This is a genomic window from Streptomyces sp. ISL-96 (genome assembly GCF_018614035.1).
Classification (GTDB): Bacteria; Actinomycetota; Actinomycetes; order Streptomycetales; family Streptomycetaceae; genus Streptomyces.
In genome coordinates this window covers 42,656-59,117 of record NZ_JAGGPA010000015.1, presented here as the reverse complement: position 1 = coordinate 59,117, position 16,462 = coordinate 42,656, and the positions used below count along the sequence as shown (strand labels likewise).

The 16,462-nt window shown below is 71.5% G+C and carries 12 protein-coding genes and 1 tRNA gene; 8 read left to right on the top strand and 5 right to left on the bottom strand.

Annotated features, from left to right (window positions below; genetic code table 11):
* The first annotated feature begins 63 nt into the window (after positions 1-63).
* Positions 64-136, top strand: a tRNA-Ala gene (locus J7E96_RS10720).
* Between the two features lie 63 nt (positions 137-199).
* On the opposite strand, the gene J7E96_RS10715 is transcribed toward J7E96_RS10720, so the two are convergent.
* Both J7E96_RS10715 and J7E96_RS10710 read right to left on the bottom strand, forming a co-directional pair.
* Positions 200-1,777, bottom strand: coding sequence for an NADH-quinone oxidoreductase subunit NuoF family protein (locus J7E96_RS10715; RefSeq protein WP_215129920.1), 1,578 nt, complete (start codon positions 1,775-1,777; stop codon positions 200-202).
* A complete protein-coding gene (locus J7E96_RS10710; RefSeq protein WP_215129918.1) occupies positions 1,774-3,150 on the bottom strand; it encodes a hypothetical protein in 1,377 nt (458 codons plus the stop codon). The genes J7E96_RS10715 and J7E96_RS10710 overlap by 4 nt, the downstream gene beginning before the upstream one ends.
* 481 nt (positions 3,151-3,631) lie before the next feature.
* Between J7E96_RS10710 and leuS the strand changes: the two genes are divergently transcribed.
* From leuS to J7E96_RS10685, 5 genes are all read left to right on the top strand, one after another.
* Entirely contained in the window at positions 3,632-6,496 is a 2,865-nt protein-coding gene (leuS, locus tag J7E96_RS10705) for a leucine--tRNA ligase (RefSeq protein ID WP_215129916.1), read from the top strand.
* Positions 6,497-6,623: 127 nt separating this feature from the next.
* Complete coding sequence (locus J7E96_RS10700) at positions 6,624-7,409, top strand: hypothetical protein (protein ID WP_215129914.1); 786 nt, start codon at positions 6,624-6,626, stop codon at positions 7,407-7,409.
* An 88-nt stretch (positions 7,410-7,497) separates the two neighbouring features.
* Complete coding sequence (locus J7E96_RS10695; protein WP_215129912.1) at positions 7,498-8,343, top strand: DegV family protein; 846 nt, start codon at positions 7,498-7,500, stop codon at positions 8,341-8,343.
* A 468-nt stretch (positions 8,344-8,811) separates the two neighbouring features.
* Positions 8,812-9,474 carry a helix-hairpin-helix domain-containing protein gene (locus J7E96_RS38715; RefSeq protein ID WP_374196655.1) on the top strand — a complete coding sequence of 221 codons (663 nt, stop codon included), beginning with the start codon at positions 8,812-8,814 and terminating at the stop codon, positions 9,472-9,474.
* Entirely contained in the window at positions 9,471-11,978 is a 2,508-nt protein-coding gene (locus tag J7E96_RS10685) for a ComEC/Rec2 family competence protein (protein WP_215129908.1), read from the top strand. The genes J7E96_RS38715 and J7E96_RS10685 overlap by 4 nt, the downstream gene beginning before the upstream one ends.
* Here J7E96_RS10685 and J7E96_RS10680 read toward each other — a convergent pair.
* Both J7E96_RS10680 and J7E96_RS10675 read right to left on the bottom strand, forming a co-directional pair.
* On the bottom strand, positions 11,975-12,433 hold the full coding sequence (locus tag J7E96_RS10680) for a pyridoxamine 5'-phosphate oxidase family protein (RefSeq protein ID WP_215129906.1): 459 nt from the start codon (positions 12,431-12,433) through the stop codon (positions 11,975-11,977). The two genes, J7E96_RS10685 and J7E96_RS10680, sit on opposite strands and share 4 nt — an antisense overlap.
* Positions 12,434-12,503: 70 nt before the next feature.
* A complete protein-coding gene (locus tag J7E96_RS10675; protein ID WP_215129904.1) occupies positions 12,504-12,749 on the bottom strand; it encodes a hypothetical protein in 246 nt (81 codons plus the stop codon).
* Positions 12,750-12,806: 57 nt separating this feature from the next.
* On the opposite strand from J7E96_RS10675, the gene holA reads away from it, so the two are divergent.
* Positions 12,807-13,790 carry a DNA polymerase III subunit delta gene (gene holA, locus J7E96_RS10670; protein ID WP_215129902.1) on the top strand — a complete coding sequence of 328 codons (984 nt, stop codon included), beginning with the start codon at positions 12,807-12,809 and terminating at the stop codon, positions 13,788-13,790.
* A 246-nt stretch (positions 13,791-14,036) separates the two neighbouring features.
* On the opposite strand, the gene rpsT is transcribed toward holA, so the two are convergent.
* Complete coding sequence (gene rpsT / locus J7E96_RS10665) at positions 14,037-14,303, bottom strand: 30S ribosomal protein S20 (RefSeq protein WP_214979475.1); 267 nt, start codon at positions 14,301-14,303, stop codon at positions 14,037-14,039.
* 182 nt (positions 14,304-14,485) lie between these two features.
* On the opposite strand from rpsT, the gene lepA reads away from it, so the two are divergent.
* Complete coding sequence (gene lepA / locus J7E96_RS10660) at positions 14,486-16,351, top strand: translation elongation factor 4 (protein ID WP_215129900.1); 1,866 nt, start codon at positions 14,486-14,488, stop codon at positions 16,349-16,351.
* Positions 16,352-16,462: the final 111 nt, after the last annotated feature.

Genomic DNA, 16,462 nt, shown 5'->3' with positions numbered 1-16,462 from the left:
GCCGGGGGGACCGTGTAATGTTGGCGGAGCCGCGGGGGAACCCCGGAGGGCGGCGGAACACACGGGGCTATAGCTCAGTTGGTAGAGCGCCTGCATGGCATGCAGGAGGTCAGGAGTTCAATTCTCCTTAGCTCCACAGAATGAGGATCCCCCGGTCGATTCGACCGGGGGATCCTTTCGTTTCCGGGGTGGCTGGTGGCTAGCCCCTGCCGCTTCCCAGGGCCTTCCTGCCGCCCGGCGGCAGCGCCGGACGCGCCGGCCTCTCGGGGGCCTCCTGCTCGATGCGCAGCGCCAGCTCGGGGCAGCGGCGCACGGCACGCTGGGCGCGACCCCGCAGGTGCACCGGAATCGACGCCTCCGCGAGCGCCGGGTAACCGTCGGGGCCGAGCCGGATCAGCTCGGGGATGATGTCCGCGCACAGCCCGTGGCCCTTGCACAGGGTCCAGTCGACCGCGAACTTCTCGCCGCTCGGGATGCCCTCTTCCTCGTAACCGGGGCCCGGCAGCGGCAGCACACCCATCGTCTCGCGGCCGCAGCCGCCGCCCAGGACGTGCGCCGCCAGGTCGTCGGTGAAGGCGTTGAGGGTGGAGACGAAGAAGCGCACCGAACCGTCGGGGTGCTTGCACGCGCCCCGGCCCTTCACGGCCTGCGTCACTTCGCGCAGCGCCTCCAGGGCGGCCTGACCTCCACCGTTGAGTACGTCGGAGAGGCCACCGGCGGCGGCGGGCAGACCCAGGCGGCACGGGCCGCACTGGCCCGCTGTCTCCGCGGCAAGCCAGTTCGCTACGCGCAGCGACTCGCCCAGCGGGCAGGTCTCCGGGCCGATCGGGAGAATGGCGCCCGCGCCCAGCGCGCCGCCGAACGAGGCGAGGGACTCGCGGGAGATCACCGCGTCGTGCGCGGCTACCGCGTCGATCCAGTTGCCGTGGTAGCCGCCGGTCAGCACGCCCTGGGGCAGCGGCGGGGCGCCGGCCATCTGGAGGACGTAACGCAGCGGGACACCTGTCGGCACCTCGACCACCATGGGGCGCGCGACGGCGCCGGAGATGGTGAGCATGACGGTGCCCGGCTCTTTCTCCAGTCCGGTGTGGCCGTAGCGGCGGGCGCCTATGCGGGCGGCTACGGCGAGCTGCGCGAAGGTCTCGGTGTTGGACAGCAGTGTCGGTGCGCCTCCCACTCCTGTCTCCGCGGCGCGCTCACGGCGTCCGGGCGGGAGCGCCGGGCCGCCGTTCGCGGCGCGGATCAGCGAGGACGCTTCGCCGGAGACCATGCGCTCAGGGGTACGCACGATCCGGGCGCGCAGCTGCTGGCCGCGCCGGTCGGACAGGCCGCGCTCGGCGAAAGCGGCCCGTATGGAGGCCTCGGTCGAGTTGCGGGTGACGCCGACGATCAGGGTGCGGGCGCCGAGCGCCTCGGCGGCGAGCAGGGCGCCGTCGAGCGCGAGATGCGGGGCGCGGTTGAGCAGGACGGTGTCCTTGCGGCAGGCGGGCTCCCCTTCGCTGCCGTTGATGACGACTACGGGGCGCACCCCGCGGCGGATGGAGGCCTGTGCGACCGCCCGCAGTTTCTTGCCGAAGGGGAAGCCGGCGCCGCCGCGGCCGCGGAGCGAGATGTAGTCGGCGAGTTCGGCCAGGCGCTCCCCGCCCATCGGCTCCAGCGGGCCGTGCACCTTCAGGTGCATGCCGAGGTCGAGGCGCTCGACCAGGTCGAAGCCGGTCGTCAGCTGGGGAAGGCCGACTACGCGTACTTCGGGGACGTCGGGAAGGGGGACGTTCAACGTCGGTCTCCTGCGGGTGCGTGCCAGGGCTCTCCGGCGGCGGGCCGGTAGGGCGGACCCGGCGCGGGCTCGGTGTTGTCGAGGGAGTGGGGGTGGGGGAGCGGTCCGGTGGGCATGTCCGGGGCGTACGCGGGAAGGTCGGGGACGGCGTTCTGGCCGTTCCAGGGAAGGTCGGTTTCGTAGCTCTGGCTGTTCCAGGGAACGTTCGTTTCCGGGTTCTGGCCGTTCCAGGGAACGTTCGGTACGGGGTCGGGGCCGTACCCGGGAAGGTCCGGTGCGGGGACGGCTCCCGGGCCGTACGCCGCGCGGTCCGGGTCGTAGGGCGGGCGGAGGGCCTGGGCGGGTGGTGGGGGTGACGGCGTGGGCCAGCGGGGAGACGGAGGCGGCGCCTGGACGGGGATTTCTTCCGTCAGGGGGATCTGTTCCGCCAGCGGGATCCGTTCGGTGGGGGCGGAGGCGGCCGTCGCGGCCGACACGGCGCGGTACGCCGCCGATATGCCGGTGTCCGGCGCCCCGCGAAGGCCCTCAGAGGAACGCCCGGCCTCGTACAGGGGCGGGGCGGGAGCCGTGAGGCGGTGCGGCGGGGGCTGCGTGTCGTCGCGGAACAGCTGCTCGGGCCGCCGCTGCGGCCGAGGCGGCTCCTGCGGCGGGGCGAACCCGCCGCCGGGCAGTGGGGAGGTGGCGGAGTCGCGGGGCGCCGGTTCGGGCGCCGGGGCCAGGGAGCCGGACGTGGCCAGCGCCACCACCCGGTCCGTGATGGTCCGCTTGAGTGGCGGAGGCAGCAGGCGCAGCGAGAGGGCGGCGACCACCGCCGCGAGGCACAGGGCGTACATCGTGACGACCCAGCCCGCGGCGGGCCGGCCCGCGAACAGGCCGTGCACCAGCGCCGATCCCCATGCCGGGTAGGCCACCATGTGCAGCGAGCGCCAGCGGCCCGCTGTGCGCCCCGGCGTGGCGAACGCGCTGCGCAGGGCGCCGGTCGAGGCCGCGACGACCATGAGGAACCCGGCCAGCGAGCCGAATCCGATGAGGCCGGACGTACCGCTGACTCCGAGGCCGAAGGGGACCAGGGCTCCCAGGAGCGCGACATGTCCGAGCGAGACCTTGACCGTCACGTGCAGCAGCAGGAAGCCGAGGGAGGCGACCGCGGTGGCGCGGTGGACGCCCTGGGCGAGGAGGCGGTGGCGCGGCCGCAGGAGCAGCCGGTCGGTTGCCAGCAGTCCCCAGGCGACGGCAGCGGTGAGGGAGACCAGTGAGAGGACGCCGGTCGTGAAGTCGAGCGCGGCGCGCAGACTGTCGCTGCCGGCGACGGCGAGCAGCGGTATGAGGATTAACGCGGCGGCTGTGAGGCCTCCTTGGGCGGGGCGGCTCAATGCGGGGAAAGCGGGGGAGGAACTTATTTTTCGACGAGGGTTCATGGGGGGCGACTCCGAATGGTTCGGCAAAGTGGTCCCGTTGCCGCATGCTAGGTCGCCCCATACCAGGCAGTACGACGTTTGAAGGTTTAGCGCGGAGATTGTGGGAAAACTTGCTCGGGCGTTGCCCCGGATAGGGCCGATACGCGGAGTAACCCTGAGGTCAAGGGCTGCTGAGTCGGCTGAGTCCGCCGTCCGGATACGCGATGCGGCCCTCGCGGGCGCTGCGGTACCCTGACGCCATGCGTGCCGTACGCCTTCTGCTTAGCGAGCCGCGCTGATCAGTCCCGGCGGATGAAAGATCCGGTCGGAATCGGCGCGGCGTCCCCTCCTGTGCGAGGGGATTTTTCATTGGCTGAACGTCACAGTTCATTCGCTGAACGTCACAGCCTGAATGTCGCAGCCGCTGGCAGAGACGATCGATGGAGCTTTGAGGATCATGAGCGAGACGAATTCTGCGGCCGAGGTGGCAGCCCCGCACCGCTACACGGCCGCGATGGCCGCTGACATCGAGGCACGCTGGCAGGACTTCTGGGACGCCGAGGGTACGTACGAGGCGCCGAATCCCAGCGGTGACCTGGCGGGCGACGCGGAGCTGGCCGCCAAGCCCAAGAAGTTCATCATGGACATGTTCCCGTACCCGTCGGGCGCCGGGCTGCACGTCGGCCACCCGCTGGGCTACATCGCGACCGATGTCTTCGCCCGCTACCAGCGCATGACCGGCCACAACGTCCTGCACACCCTGGGCTTCGACGCGTTCGGCCTGCCCGCCGAGCAGCACGCGGTCGCCACCGGCACGCACCCCCGGGTGTCGACCGAGGCCGCCATGGACAACATGAAGCAGCAGCTGCGCCGGCTGGGCCTGGGCCACGACAAGCGCCGCTCCATCGCGACGATCGACCCGGACTACTACAAGTGGACCCAGTGGATCTTCCTGCAGATCTTCAACTCCTGGTACGACAAGGAGGCGGACCGCGCCCGGCCGATCGCCGAACTGGTGGCGCAGTTCGAGAGCGGGGAGCGTACGACGCCGGACGCGCGCCCCTGGAGTGAGCTGAGCGCCGCCGAGCGCGCCGACGTCCTGGGCGACTACCGCCTGGCGTACGCCTCCGACGCACCCGTGAACTGGGCGCCGGGCCTGGGCACCGTACTGGCCAACGAGGAAGTCACCGCCGACGGCCGCTCCGAGCGCGGGAACTTCCCCGTCTTCAAGGCCAAGCTGCGCCAGTGGAACATGCGCATCACCGCATACTCGGACCGCCTGCTGAACGACCTGGACGGCGTGGACTGGCCCGACGCGATCAAGCTGCAGCAGCGCAACTGGATCGGGCGCAGCGAGGGCGCGCGCGTCGACTTCCCCGTCGACGGCCACGCGATCACCGTCTTCACCACCCGTCAGGACACGCTGTTCGGCGCGACGTACATGGTGCTGGCGCCCGAGCACGAGCTGGTCGAGAAGATCGTCCCGGCCGCCTGGCCCGAGGGCACGCACGACGTGTGGACGGGCGGTCACGCCACCCCGGCCGACGCCGTCTCGGCGTACCGCGCCCAGGCCGCCTCGAAGTCCGACGTCGAGCGGCAGGCCGAGGCCAAGGACAAGACCGGCGTCTTCACCGGCGCGTACGCGATCAACCCGGTCAGCGGCGAGCAGGTGCCCGTCTTCATCGCCGACTACGTGCTGATGGGCTACGGCACCGGCGCGATCATGGCCGTACCGGCGCACGACTCCCGCGACTTCGCGTTCGCGCGCGCCTTCGAGCTGCCGATGCGCTGCGTCGTCGAGCCGTCGGACGGGCGGGGCACGGACCCGGCGGAGTGGGACGACGCGTTCGCCTCGTACGACGCGAAGATCGTGAACTCGTCGGGCGAGGACATCTCGCTGGACGGGCTGGGCGTCGTCGACGCCAAGGCGAAGATCACCGAGTGGCTGGCCGCGCGCGGCATCGGCGAGGGGACCGTCAACTACCGGCTGCGCGACTGGCTGTTCAGCCGGCAGCGTTACTGGGGCGAGCCCTTCCCGATCGTCTACGACGAGGACGGCATCGCGCACCCGCTGCCCGAGTCGATGCTGCCGCTGGAGCTGCCGGAGGTCGAGGACTACTCGCCGCGCACCTTCGACCCGGACGACGCCGACTCCCGGCCCGAGACGCCGCTGTCGCGCAACGAGGACTGGGTCAATGTGACGCTGGACCTGGGTGACGGACCGAAGAAGTACCGGCGCGAGACCAACACCATGCCCAACTGGGCCGGTTCCTGCTGGTACGAGCTGCGCTACCTGGACCCGCACAACAGCGAGAAGCTGGTCGATCCGGAGATCGAGCGGTACTGGATGGGGCCGCGCGAGGGCATGCCGCACGGCGGCGTGGACCTGTATGTCGGCGGCGCGGAGCACGCCGTACTGCACCTGCTGTACGCGCGTTTCTGGTCCAAGGTGCTGTTCGACCTGGGGCACGTGTCGTCGTCCGAGCCGTTCCACAAGCTGTACAACCAGGGCATGATCCAGGCCTTCGTCTACCGGGACTCGCGCGGCATCGCGGTGCCGGCGGCCGAGGTCGAGGAGCGCGACGGCGGGTTCTGGTACCAGGGCGAGAAGGTCAGCCGCGTCCTGGGCAAGATGGGCAAGTCCCTGAAGAACGCCGTCACTCCGGACGAGATCTCCGCCGAGTACGGCGCGGACACGCTGCGGCTGTACGAGATGGCGATGGGCCCGCTGGACGTGTCGCGGCCGTGGGACACGCGCGCGGTGGTCGGCCAGTACCGGCTGCTGCAGCGGCTGTGGCGCAACATCGTCGACGAGGCGACGGGCGAGGCCACGGTGGTCGACACCGAGCCCGACGAGGACACGCTGCGGGCGCTGCACAAGGCGATCGACGGCGCCGGCCAGGACATGGCGGGGATGCGCTTCAACACCGCCATCGCCAAGGTCACCGAACTGAACAACCACCTGACGAAGGCCGGCGGCCCGCTGTCGCGGTCGGTCGCGGAGCGGCTGGTGCTGCTGGTCGCGCCGCTGGCGCCGCACATCGCCGAGGAGCTGTGGCGGAAGCTGGGGCACACGGACTCCGTGGTCTACCAGGACTTCCCGGTCGCTGATCCGGCGTACGTCGTGGACGAGACCGTGACGTGCGTGGTGCAGGTCAAGGGCAAGGTCAAGGCGCGGCTGGAGATCTCCCCCTCGATCGGTGACGAGGAGCTGGAGGAGCTGGCGCTGGCCGACCCCGCGGTGGTCGCGGCGCTGGGCGGGGCGGGGATCCGCAAGGTGATCGTGCGGGCGCCGAAACTGGTGAACATCGTTCCGGCGTAACGCATAGGTACTTTCCCCTACGGGCAGGTTGGGGGTTCCCATGGAACCCTCGGCCTGCCTGTTCCGTTTACGGTGGAGAGACCACGAAAGCCGAGTGGCCGGCTGGACCGACAACGGAGGGGCGCTCATGGATGTCGTCACCCTGATCCTCATTCTCGCGCTGCTCTGCGTGGCGTTCGTGGCGACGGGGGTGTACGTGAGCGTGAAGGCGGTCGGTGCGGCCAAGCGTGGCGTGGACCGGAAGATCACGCAGGCGCGGCGCACCGTCGAGGACACGACCCTGCGGGCGAAGAGCTTCGGGCAGATGGGTGTCGCCGGGGAGCTAGCCCAGCTGAGGCTCTCTTTGCGTACGTCGATGAAGGCCACCCAGGAGGCGCTGCACGCGGGCGCCGCGGAGGACGCCTCGCTGTCGGAGTCGATCGGCCTCTTCGAACGGCTGAGCGCGCACGGGCACGAACTGGACGACGACCTGAAGCGGCTGGAGCGCGAGCCGGACAAGGCGCGGGTCGCGGAGCTGCTGCCGGAACTGCGTGAGCGTACGGAACGGGTGACGCATGCGGCGGACTCGCTGCGGTGGGCGGCGCGGGACCGGGCGCAGCGGTTCGCGGACGACGACCTCGCGTCGCTGAGCGCGCAGATCGAGGTGGAGTCGGGGGCGTTGCGGCATTGGGCCACCGGTCCGGGGGCGGACGCCGACTGGCCGGAGGCGGGTGCGGGTGCGGGTGCTGGGGCGGCTGGTGCTGCTGGGGCGCCCGGTGCGGCGGCGGGCCGGGCCAATGCGTCCAACACGTCCGACGCGGCCGATACGGCGCGCCGGGCCGCTGCCGGGCCTGAGGCGATCACGGCCCGTGACCCTCGTCAGCAGGCCACGTACCCGTGGCAGAAGGCGGCCCGCCCGGAGGGCACCGTCTGAGACGGTTGCCGTCGGTTCCCGACCCGGGACGGTTCATTGAGTGGGGCCGGACTGCCGTTGGGCGCCGCCGCCGGGTAACCTCCCGCTCATGTCCCGCCATGTCGCTATCGTCACCGATTCAACGGCCTACCTGCCGCAGCAGACGATGGAGCGGCACGGCATCACAGCGGTGCCGCTGACCGTCGTCATCGGCGATCAGGCCCTGGAGGAGGGCACCGAGATCTCGGCCCGCTCACTGGCCCTGGCACTGCAAAAGCGCCGGTCCGTGACGACGTCGAGGCCGAGCCCCGAAGTCTTCGCCGCGGCCTACCGGGCGGCGGCCGAGGCCGGCGCCACCGGCATCGTGTCGCTGCACCTGTCCTCCGAGTTCTCCGGAACGTACGACGCCGCCGTGCTCGCCGCGCAGGGCGCTCCGGTGCCGGTGCGGGTGGTGGACACGGGGATGGTCGCGATGGCTCTCGGCTTCTGCGCGCTGTCGGCGGCGGAGGTTGCCGACGCGGGCGGCACGGTGGACGAGGCGGTGGCCGCCGCGGAAAAGCGTGCGGCCGGCATGTCGGCGTACTTCTACGTGGACACGCTCGACTACCTGCGTCGCGGGGGCCGCATTGGCGCAGCACAGGCGTTGTTGGGCTCGGCGCTGGCGGTGAAGCCGCTGCTGGAGCTGGACGGCGGCCGCATCGAGATGCTGGAGAAGGTACGTACGGCCTCCAAGGCCATCGCGCGGCTGGAGGAGATCGCCGCCGAGCGGGCGGGGACGCGCCGCGTCGACATCGCGGTGCACCACCTGGCGGCGCCCGAGCGGGCCGAACGGCTGGCGGAGCGGCTGCGTGTCCGGGTTCCCGGACTGGCGGTGCTGCATGTCAGCGAGGTGGGGGCGGTGATCGGCGCGCACACGGGGCCCGGGCTGCTGGGAGTTGTGATCGCGCCTCAGTAACACCCCTCTTGAGGGTGACCCGGATATCCACAACTAACAGGTTTTCCACGGGAATCGACCATGATCAGCGGGGACGGGCGGATGTGCCTACCGTCTCGTGACATGGCTCTCCGATCACGCTCACGTTCACGCGCCGCCCGCTCCACCAGCAGTGGACCGGGCCGCGCCCCGGCCTCCGACGTCCGGTCGTCCGTTGTCCGCGCCCGCCATGGGCACGGCCGAAGCGGGCGCCGCCGCGTTCACGAATCCGCCGCGTCCACGGCATTGCGCCGCCGCGCGGAGGCACTCTTCGAAACCGCGCCGCGCCGGGCACCCCTGACAAGGAACAATCCGCCGTCGCCGTCGCCGTCGCCGTCGCCGACTCCGACTCGGGCTTCGGCTTCGGTGGCCGAAGAGGTACGAGGGGTGGCTCCTGGGGCGGGCGGTGCGGAGGGTGGCGTATTGGCCGGGGGTGGGAGGCTGGGGCGGGTGCGGGCCGCTGTGCGGGAGCGGCTGCCGGTCTGGGTGCAGTCGCGGTGCGGGCTTGAGCCCAGAACGCTGGCCGCGCTGGCCGTTGTTCTTGTGGTGGGTGCGGTCTTCGCCGCCCAGCACTTCTGGGCGGGCCGGCCACAGTCCGTACAGCCGCCGCAGGTTGTCGGTGCGGGGCATGCCGCGGAGCGGCCGGAACCGTCGCCGGGGCCGCCTCCGACGATGGCCCCCGAGGGGCGCATCGTCGTCGATGTGAGCGGCAAGGTACGGCAGCCGGGCATCCACCGGCTGCCGGCCGGGTCGCGGGTCGCCGACGCGCTGCGGGCCGCCGGCGGTATCAAGGCGGACGCGGACACCGCCGGGCTCAACCGCGCGCGCCTGCTCATGGACGGCGAGCAGGTGGTCGTGGGGGTTCCCGCGCCGGTGGGGGGTGCCGGGGGTGGGGGCGCGGCGGCTGCCGGTGGGACCGCGGGGCCGATCGGTCTGAACGCCGCTACCGCCGAGCAGTTGGAGACGCTGCCCGGTGTCGGTCCCGTGCTGGCGCAGCACATCATCGACTACCGGACCGAACACGGCGGGTTCCGTTCCGTCGACGAGCTCAGCGAAGTCAAGGGGATCGGCGACCGCCGGTTCGCGGATCTACAGCCCCTCGTACGGCCATGACGCGCCGCCCGGCGGTTCACGTCGCGTCCGGACATCGGCTGGGGGCGTCCGACCCCTGGCAGGAAGGGCCGGCGGATCTGCGTCTGGTGCCGCCCGCGCTGGCCGCGTGGGCCGCTGCTTCCGTGACGGTGGGGGCCTCGGGCCGCTGGGCGGCCGGGTTCGTGGTGGTGTGCGTGGGCGTGGCGGCCGGGCTGCTGATGGTCCGGGCGTGGCGGGAAAGGCGCGGGGCCGCGGTCCGGCGCGGGCTGAGCGTCACCGCTGTCGCCGCCGCGCTGCTGTGTGCGGCGGCAGGGGCCACCTCGGCCGGGTTGCACGCCGCCGACCTCCACCGAGGCCCCGTACCGGGCCTGGCGCGCCAGTACGCGCAGGTCACGGTGGAGCTGACGGTCACCTCGGACGCCCGCACGACCCGCCCGCGAGTGCACGGCGACCACACGTTGCCGACGTCGCTGGTGCTCAACGCCGACATCACCCGCGTGACGCGCGCGACCGTCAGCTCCGCCGTACGTACACCGGTCCTGGTGATCGCACCGGCCCGGGGGCCGGCGGCGGCCCGGTGGCAGCGGCTGCTGCCGTCCACCGGGCTGCGGCTCACGGGGCGGCTCGCACCTCCGGCGGGCGGCAGTGGCGGCGGCAAACCCGTCGCCGCGGTGCTGCGCGTACCGGACGGCGAACCGCCGAAGACAGTCCGCCCACCAACCGCCGTACAGCGCACGGCCGGTGGCCTCAGGGCCGGGCTGCGCGAGGCCACCGACGGGCTCGCTCCGGACGCGCGGGCACTGCTGCCGGGGCTGGTCGTCGGTGACACCTCCAGGGTGCCGCCCGAGCTGCACGAGGCCTTCGAGGCCACCGACCTCACGCACCTTCTCGCCGTATCGGGAAGCAACCTCACGATCATTCTGATCCTGCTGATCGGACCGCCCGGCACGGCCCTGCGCGCCGAACGGGGAGGGATCGCCCCGCGCCTCGGCATCCCGCTGCGGGCGACCGCACTGCTCGGCGGAGCGCTCACGCTCGCCTTCGTCGTCGTGTGCAGGCCGGAACCGAGCGTGCTGCGGGCCGCCGCGTGCGGGCTCATCACGCTGCTCGCCATCGGTACGGGCCGCCGCAGGCAGCTGATCCCCGCCCTGGCGGCCGCCGTCCTGCTGCTCGTCCTGTACGACCCGTGGCTGGCCCGCAGTTACGGCTTCCTGCTCTCCGTACTGGCCACCGGCGCCCTCCTCATCCTCGGCCCGCGCTGGAGCGCCGCGCTGCGACGGCGCGGCGTGCCGCCGAGGCTCGCGGAGGTACTGGCCGCGGCAGCCGCCGCTCAGGCGGTATGCGCGCCCGTCGTCGCGATGATGGCGGCCAGGGTGAGCCTGGTGGCGATCCCCTGCAACCTGCTCGCGGAATTCGCGGTGGCTCCCGCGACGGTGCTCGGCTTCGCGGCCCTGGCCGCGGCTCCGGTGGCGATGCCCCTCGCCGAGCTGCTGGCCCGGTGCGCGGGGTGGCCGGCCGGGTGGATCGCCTCTGTCGCCCGTACCGGGGCCGCGCTGCCCGGCGCGGAGGTCGACTGGCCGGGCGGCTGGCGCGGCGGGCTGCTGCTGGCCGCCGTGACGGCGGTGGCCGTGTTCGTGGCCCGCAGGCTGCTGCGCCACCCGTGGCTGAGCGCGGCCTGCGCGCTGCTCCTGGTGCTCGCGATCCTGCGGCCGGCGCCGCTCACCCGGATCATCACCGGATGGCCGCCGCCGGGCTGGAGGTTCGCGATGTGCGACATCGGCCAGGGAGACGCCTCCGTCCTCGCGGCGGGCGAGGGAACGGCCGTTGTCGTCGACGCGGGACCGGACCCGCAGCAGGTCGACCGCTGCCTGCGCGACCTCGGCGTCACCCGGGTCCCGCTCGTCCTGCTCACCCACTTCCACGCGGACCACGTGGCGGGGCTGCCGGGGGTGCTGCGAGGCCGTTCGGTGGGCGAGATCCGTACGACGACGCTTCAGGAGCCCCTGGAGCAGAGCGCGTTCGTCCGCAGGACCGCGGCAGCCGCAGGGGTGCCGCTACTTGCCACGGCCCCGGGGGAGCGGCGGTGGATCGGGCAGTTGTCCTGGCGGGCGCTGTGGCCGCCGCCCTTCCCCGCGCCGACGCCCGAAGAGCCGAACGACGCCAGCGTCACGCTCCTCGTCCGCTCCGGCGCGCTCACCCTGCTGCTCCTCGGCGACCTTGAACCCCCGGCACAGCGCAGTTTGCTGAGGGCCCATCCGATACTCCCGCCCGTGGACGTCCTGAAGGTCGCGCACCACGGCTCGGCCTACCAGGACCCCGCCCTGCTCGCCCGCGCCCGCCCCCGGCTGGCTGTGGTCTCCTGCGGCCGGGACAACCCGTACGGCCACCCCTCGCCGCGTACGCTCACGGCACTGCGCACGGGCGGGGCCACCGTGCTGCGCACGGACACGGACGGGGCGATCGCGGTGACCGGCTCGGGTCCCGGCCTGCGGGCGGTGCCCGCGGGGCCGGAGCCCGCGCGCTAGACGAGCCAGTCGCCGTCCCGCATCAGTTCGCGCTCGGCCAGCTCGTTCTCCTCGCGCCACGCCTTCACGGCTCGCGGGGTGATGCGGAGGTACACCCAGGGCTTCCGGTTCCGCGGGTCCCAGCCGTTGAGCTTCGCCGCGAAGGCGTCGGCCGACTCCGGTGCCAGGTCCGTTCCCTCCACGGGCTCGGCGGTGCCCTCGATCAGCACCACGTCCCTGGTGTGGCCGAGGGTGACCCGTACCTGCCCGGCGGGTGTCAGGTTCCGTGCCGTGGGGTTTGTACGACGGGTGCACATCAGGAGCGTCTCCCGGTCCCAGACGAACGACAGCGGGACCAGGCACGGCTCCCCGTCCGCCGATGCCGTGGCGACCCACAGGTCGTCGTCCTTCGCCAGCCGTTCCAGTACGTCCTGCTTGCGCTGCTCCCGGCTGCGCGCCGGTTCCGTGGTCGTCATGCCCGCACGCTATCGACGGCGCACCCCCGCGCGCCTCGGCCAACGGCCTAGGACCGGAGGTCAGACGACATCAGGCATGTTCGAGCCATCCCTCGTACTCGCCGGCCAGTGCGTGCAGCGCCCCGGGGTCGAGACGCCGGCCGGGGTCCTCCACGACGACCAGCCACTGCGCGTCCTCGGCATCGTCCTCACCGGCCAGCGCGTCCCGTACGAGCTGCGGCTCCTCGACAGCTCCGAAGCGCTCACCCAGCTCCAGGGCCACCTCCTCGGCGGCGTCCCGATCCGGCAGTACCAGTACGTGTCTGACTTCGCTCACCTGCCCATTCTCCAACACGAACGGGACTGTCAGTGCGCCATGGGATGCTGGACCACGATGGCCACCAGGAAGAATTCGACCGACGATCCGCTCGCCCCCCTCACCCTCGCCGTGGGGCAGGAGGACCTGCTGCTCGACCGTGCTGTGCAGCAGGTGGTGGCGGCCGCGCGCGCCGCCGACGCCGACACCGACGTACGCGACCTCACGCCCGACCAGCTTCAGCCCGGCACGCTCGCCGAGCTGACAAGCCCGTCGCTCTTCGCCGAGCGCAAGGTGGTCGTCGTGCGGAACGCGCACGACCTCTCCGCCGACACGATCAAGGACGTGAAGTCCTACCTCGAAGCGCCCGCCGAGGAAATCACGCTCGTACTGCTCCATGCGGGTGGCGTGAAGGGGAAGGGGCTGCTCGACGCGGCGCGTAAAGCGGGGGCCCGCGAGGTCGCCTGCCCCAAGACCACCAAGCCCGCCGAGCGCCTGTCGTTCGTACGGTCCGAATTCCGCGCGCTGGGCCGCTCCGCGACCCCCGAGGCGGGCCAGGCCCTGGTCGACTCCATCGGCAGCGACCTGCGCGAGCTGGCCAGCGCCGTCGCCCAGCTCTGCGCGGACGTAGAGGGGACCATCGACGAGGCTGTCGTCGGGCGGTACTACACGGGCCGCGCCGAGGCCTCCAGCTTCACGGTCGCCGACCGCGCCGTGGAGGGCCGGGCCGCCGAGGCCCTGGAGGCGCTGCGCTGGTCGCTGTCCACCGGCGTCGCACCGGTCCTGATCACCAGCGCCCTGGCCCAGGGCGTGCGGGCCATCGGCAAGCTGTCCTCCGCCCGCGGCGGCCGCCCCGCCGACCTCGCCCGCGAGCTCGGCATGCCCCCGTGGAAGATCGACCGCGTACGGCAGCAGATGCGCGGCTGGACACCGGACGGCGTGGCGCTCGCGCTGCGGGCCGTCGCCGAGGCCGACGCCGGCGTCAAGGGCGGCGGGGACGATCCGGAGTACGCCCTGGAGAAGGCGGTCGTCACCGTCGCCCGCGCCGCCCGCCACAAGTAGCGGCGTAACAGCGGCAAGGGCCGCAGCAGCACGAAGGCCCCGGCCGCCGTCCTGGGGAGGACGGGCGACCGGGGCCTTCGCGTCAAGCCATGAAGCCATGAAGCCTGTGAAAGCTTGGTGCGCCGCACCCGCGTGGCGAACGCAGGCCGCGTGCGGCGCGGAGGTGCCGGATCAGGAGCGGAAGAGAGGGCCCGCTGAGTCCCTACCGGCGGTCATGCAGGTGGTGCAGGTCATTCAAGTGAGTGCTCAGCCCTGCAGGGAGGCAACCTTGTGCGCCAGCGCCGACTTCTTGTTGGCGGCGGCGTTCTTGTGGATGACACCCTTGGAGACTGCCTTGTCGAGCTTCTGCGAAGCCTCGCGGACGGCCACAGTGGCCTTCTCGAGGTCGCCCGCAGTGACAGCCTCGCGGGCCTTGCGGATCGCGGTCTTGAGCGAAGACTTGACGGCCTTGTTACGCAGGCGCGCCTTCTCGTTCGTCTTGTTCCGCTTGATCTGGGACTTGATGTTCGCCACGAAAGAGCCTCTACAGGTTCGTTGGATCTTCGATGAGTGCCGCGCCGCTTAGAGGGCATGCGAGACACAGCTGCTCAGCGTACCAGCGGCCCGCCCGACGGCCCAAACCGAGGCCCGCCGCCCGTCCGTGGGACCATGGAAGCTACGTATCGATCCAACATCGCCCCGAGACGAGACCCTGCGTGCCCGCGACTCCTACCAACGTGCCCGAGCCGAGCCGTACCGACCCGGCGCTGATCCGCAATTTCTGCATCATCGCGCACATCGACCACGGCAAGTCGACCCTTGCCGACCGGATGCTCCAGCTGACCGGCGTGGTCGACCAGCGGCAGATGCGTGCCCAGTATCTCGACCGGATGGACATCGAGCGCGAGCGCGGCATCACGATCAAGTCCCAGGCGGTCCGGCTGCCCTGGGCCCCCAACGAGGGCCCGGACGTGGGCACGACCCACATCCTGAACATGATCGACACACCGGGCCACGTGGACTTCACGTACGAGGTGTCGCGGTCGCTCGCCGCCTGCGAAGGCACGGTGCTCCTCGTCGACGCCGCCCAGGGCATCGAGGCGCAGACCCTCGCCAACCTCTACCTGGCGATGGAGAACAACCTCACCATCGTCCCGGTGCTCAACAAGATCGACCTGCCGGCCGCCCAGCCGGAGAAGTTCTCCGAGGAGCTGGCCAACCTCATCGGCTGCCAGCCCGAGGACGTACTCAAGGTCTCGGCGAAGACCGGCCTCGGCGTGGACGCGCTGCTCGACCGGGTGGTCAAGGACGTACCGGCTCCGGTCGGGAACGCCGACGCCCCCGCCCGCGCGATGATCTTCGACTCGGTCTACGACTCGTACCGCGGTGTCGTCACCTATGTACGTGTCATCGACGGTGGGCTCAACAAGCGCGAGCGCATCCGCATGATGTCCACCAACGCGACCCACGAGCTGCTGGAGATCGGCGTCTCCTCCCCGGAGATGACGCCGTCCGACGGCATCGGCGTCGGCGAGGTCGGCTACATCATCACCGGCGTGAAGGACGTCCGTCAGTCCAAGGTCGGTGACACGATCACCTCCCTGCACAAGGGCGCCACCGAGGCCCTCGGCGGTTACAAGGACCCGAAGCCGATGGTCTTCTCGGGTCTGTATCCGCTGGACGGCTCCGAGTACCCCGACCTGCGCGAGGCGCTCGACAAGCTCCAGCTCAACGACGCCGCCCTGGTGTACGAGCCCGAGACCTCCGCGGCGCTCGGCTTCGGCTTCCGCGTCGGCTTCCTCGGCCTCCTGCACCTCGACGTGATCCGCGAGCGCCTGGAGCGCGAGTTCGGGCTCGACCTGATCGCCACCGCGCCCAACGTGGTCTACCGCGTCGTCATGGAGGACCGCAGCGAGCACACGGTCACCAACCCGAGCGAGTTCCCCGAGGGCAAGATCTCGGAGGTGTACGAGCCGGTCGTACGGGCCACGATCCTCGCCCCCAGCGAGTTCATCGGCGCGATCATGGAGCTCTGCCAGACCCGCCGCGGCACGCTGCTCGGCATGGACTACCTCTCCGAGGACCGCGTCGAGATCCGCTACACCCTCCCGCTCGCGGAGATCGTCTTCGACTTCTTCGACCAGCTGAAGTCCAAGACGCGCGGTTACGCCTCCCTGGACTACGAGCCCACCGGCGAGCAGGCGGCTTCCCTCGTCAAGGTCGACATCCTGCTGCACGGCGACCGGGTCGACGCGTTCTCCGCGGTCACGCACAAGGACGCGGCGTACGCGTACGGCGTGCGGCTCGTCGCCAAGCTGCGTGAGCTCATCCCGCGCCAGGCCTTCGAGATCCCCATCCAGGCGGCCATCGGTTCCCGGGTCATCGCCCGCGAGACCATCCGCGCCATCCGCAAGGACGTCCTCGCCAAGTGTTACGGCGGTGACATCTCCCGTAAGCGGAAGCTGCTGGAGAAGCAGAAGGAAGGCAAGAAGCGGATGAAGATGGTCGGCAGCGTGGAGGTCCCGCAGGAGGCCTTCATCGCGGTGCTGTCCAGCGACGACTCCGGCGGCAAGAAGAAGTAGTCACGACATACGACAGCATGTGCGAAAGCACGTACGAAAGCGCCCTCCGTACTCACGGACGGGCGCTTTCGCATGTGAGGAGATGCTGGTCGCGACGGTGCCGTTCCGTTA

Excerpts from the sequence above, each read along its gene's own strand:
- leuS (WP_215129916.1), top strand. The coding sequence starts at position 3,632 with ATGAGCGAGACGAATTCTGCGGCCGAGGTGGCAGCCCCGCACCGCTAC.
- J7E96_RS10700 (WP_215129914.1), top strand. The coding sequence starts at position 6,624 with ATGGATGTCGTCACCCTGATCCTCATTCTCGCGCTGCTCTGCGTGGCG.
- holA (WP_215129902.1), top strand. The coding sequence starts at position 12,807 with ATGGCCACCAGGAAGAATTCGACCGACGATCCGCTCGCCCCCCTCACC.
- J7E96_RS10695 (WP_215129912.1), top strand. The coding sequence starts at position 7,498 with ATGTCCCGCCATGTCGCTATCGTCACCGATTCAACGGCCTACCTGCCG.
- J7E96_RS10685 (WP_215129908.1), top strand. The coding sequence starts at position 9,471 with ATGACGCGCCGCCCGGCGGTTCACGTCGCGTCCGGACATCGGCTGGGG.
- J7E96_RS10680 (WP_215129906.1), bottom strand. The coding sequence starts at position 12,433 with ATGACGACCACGGAACCGGCGCGCAGCCGGGAGCAGCGCAAGCAGGAC.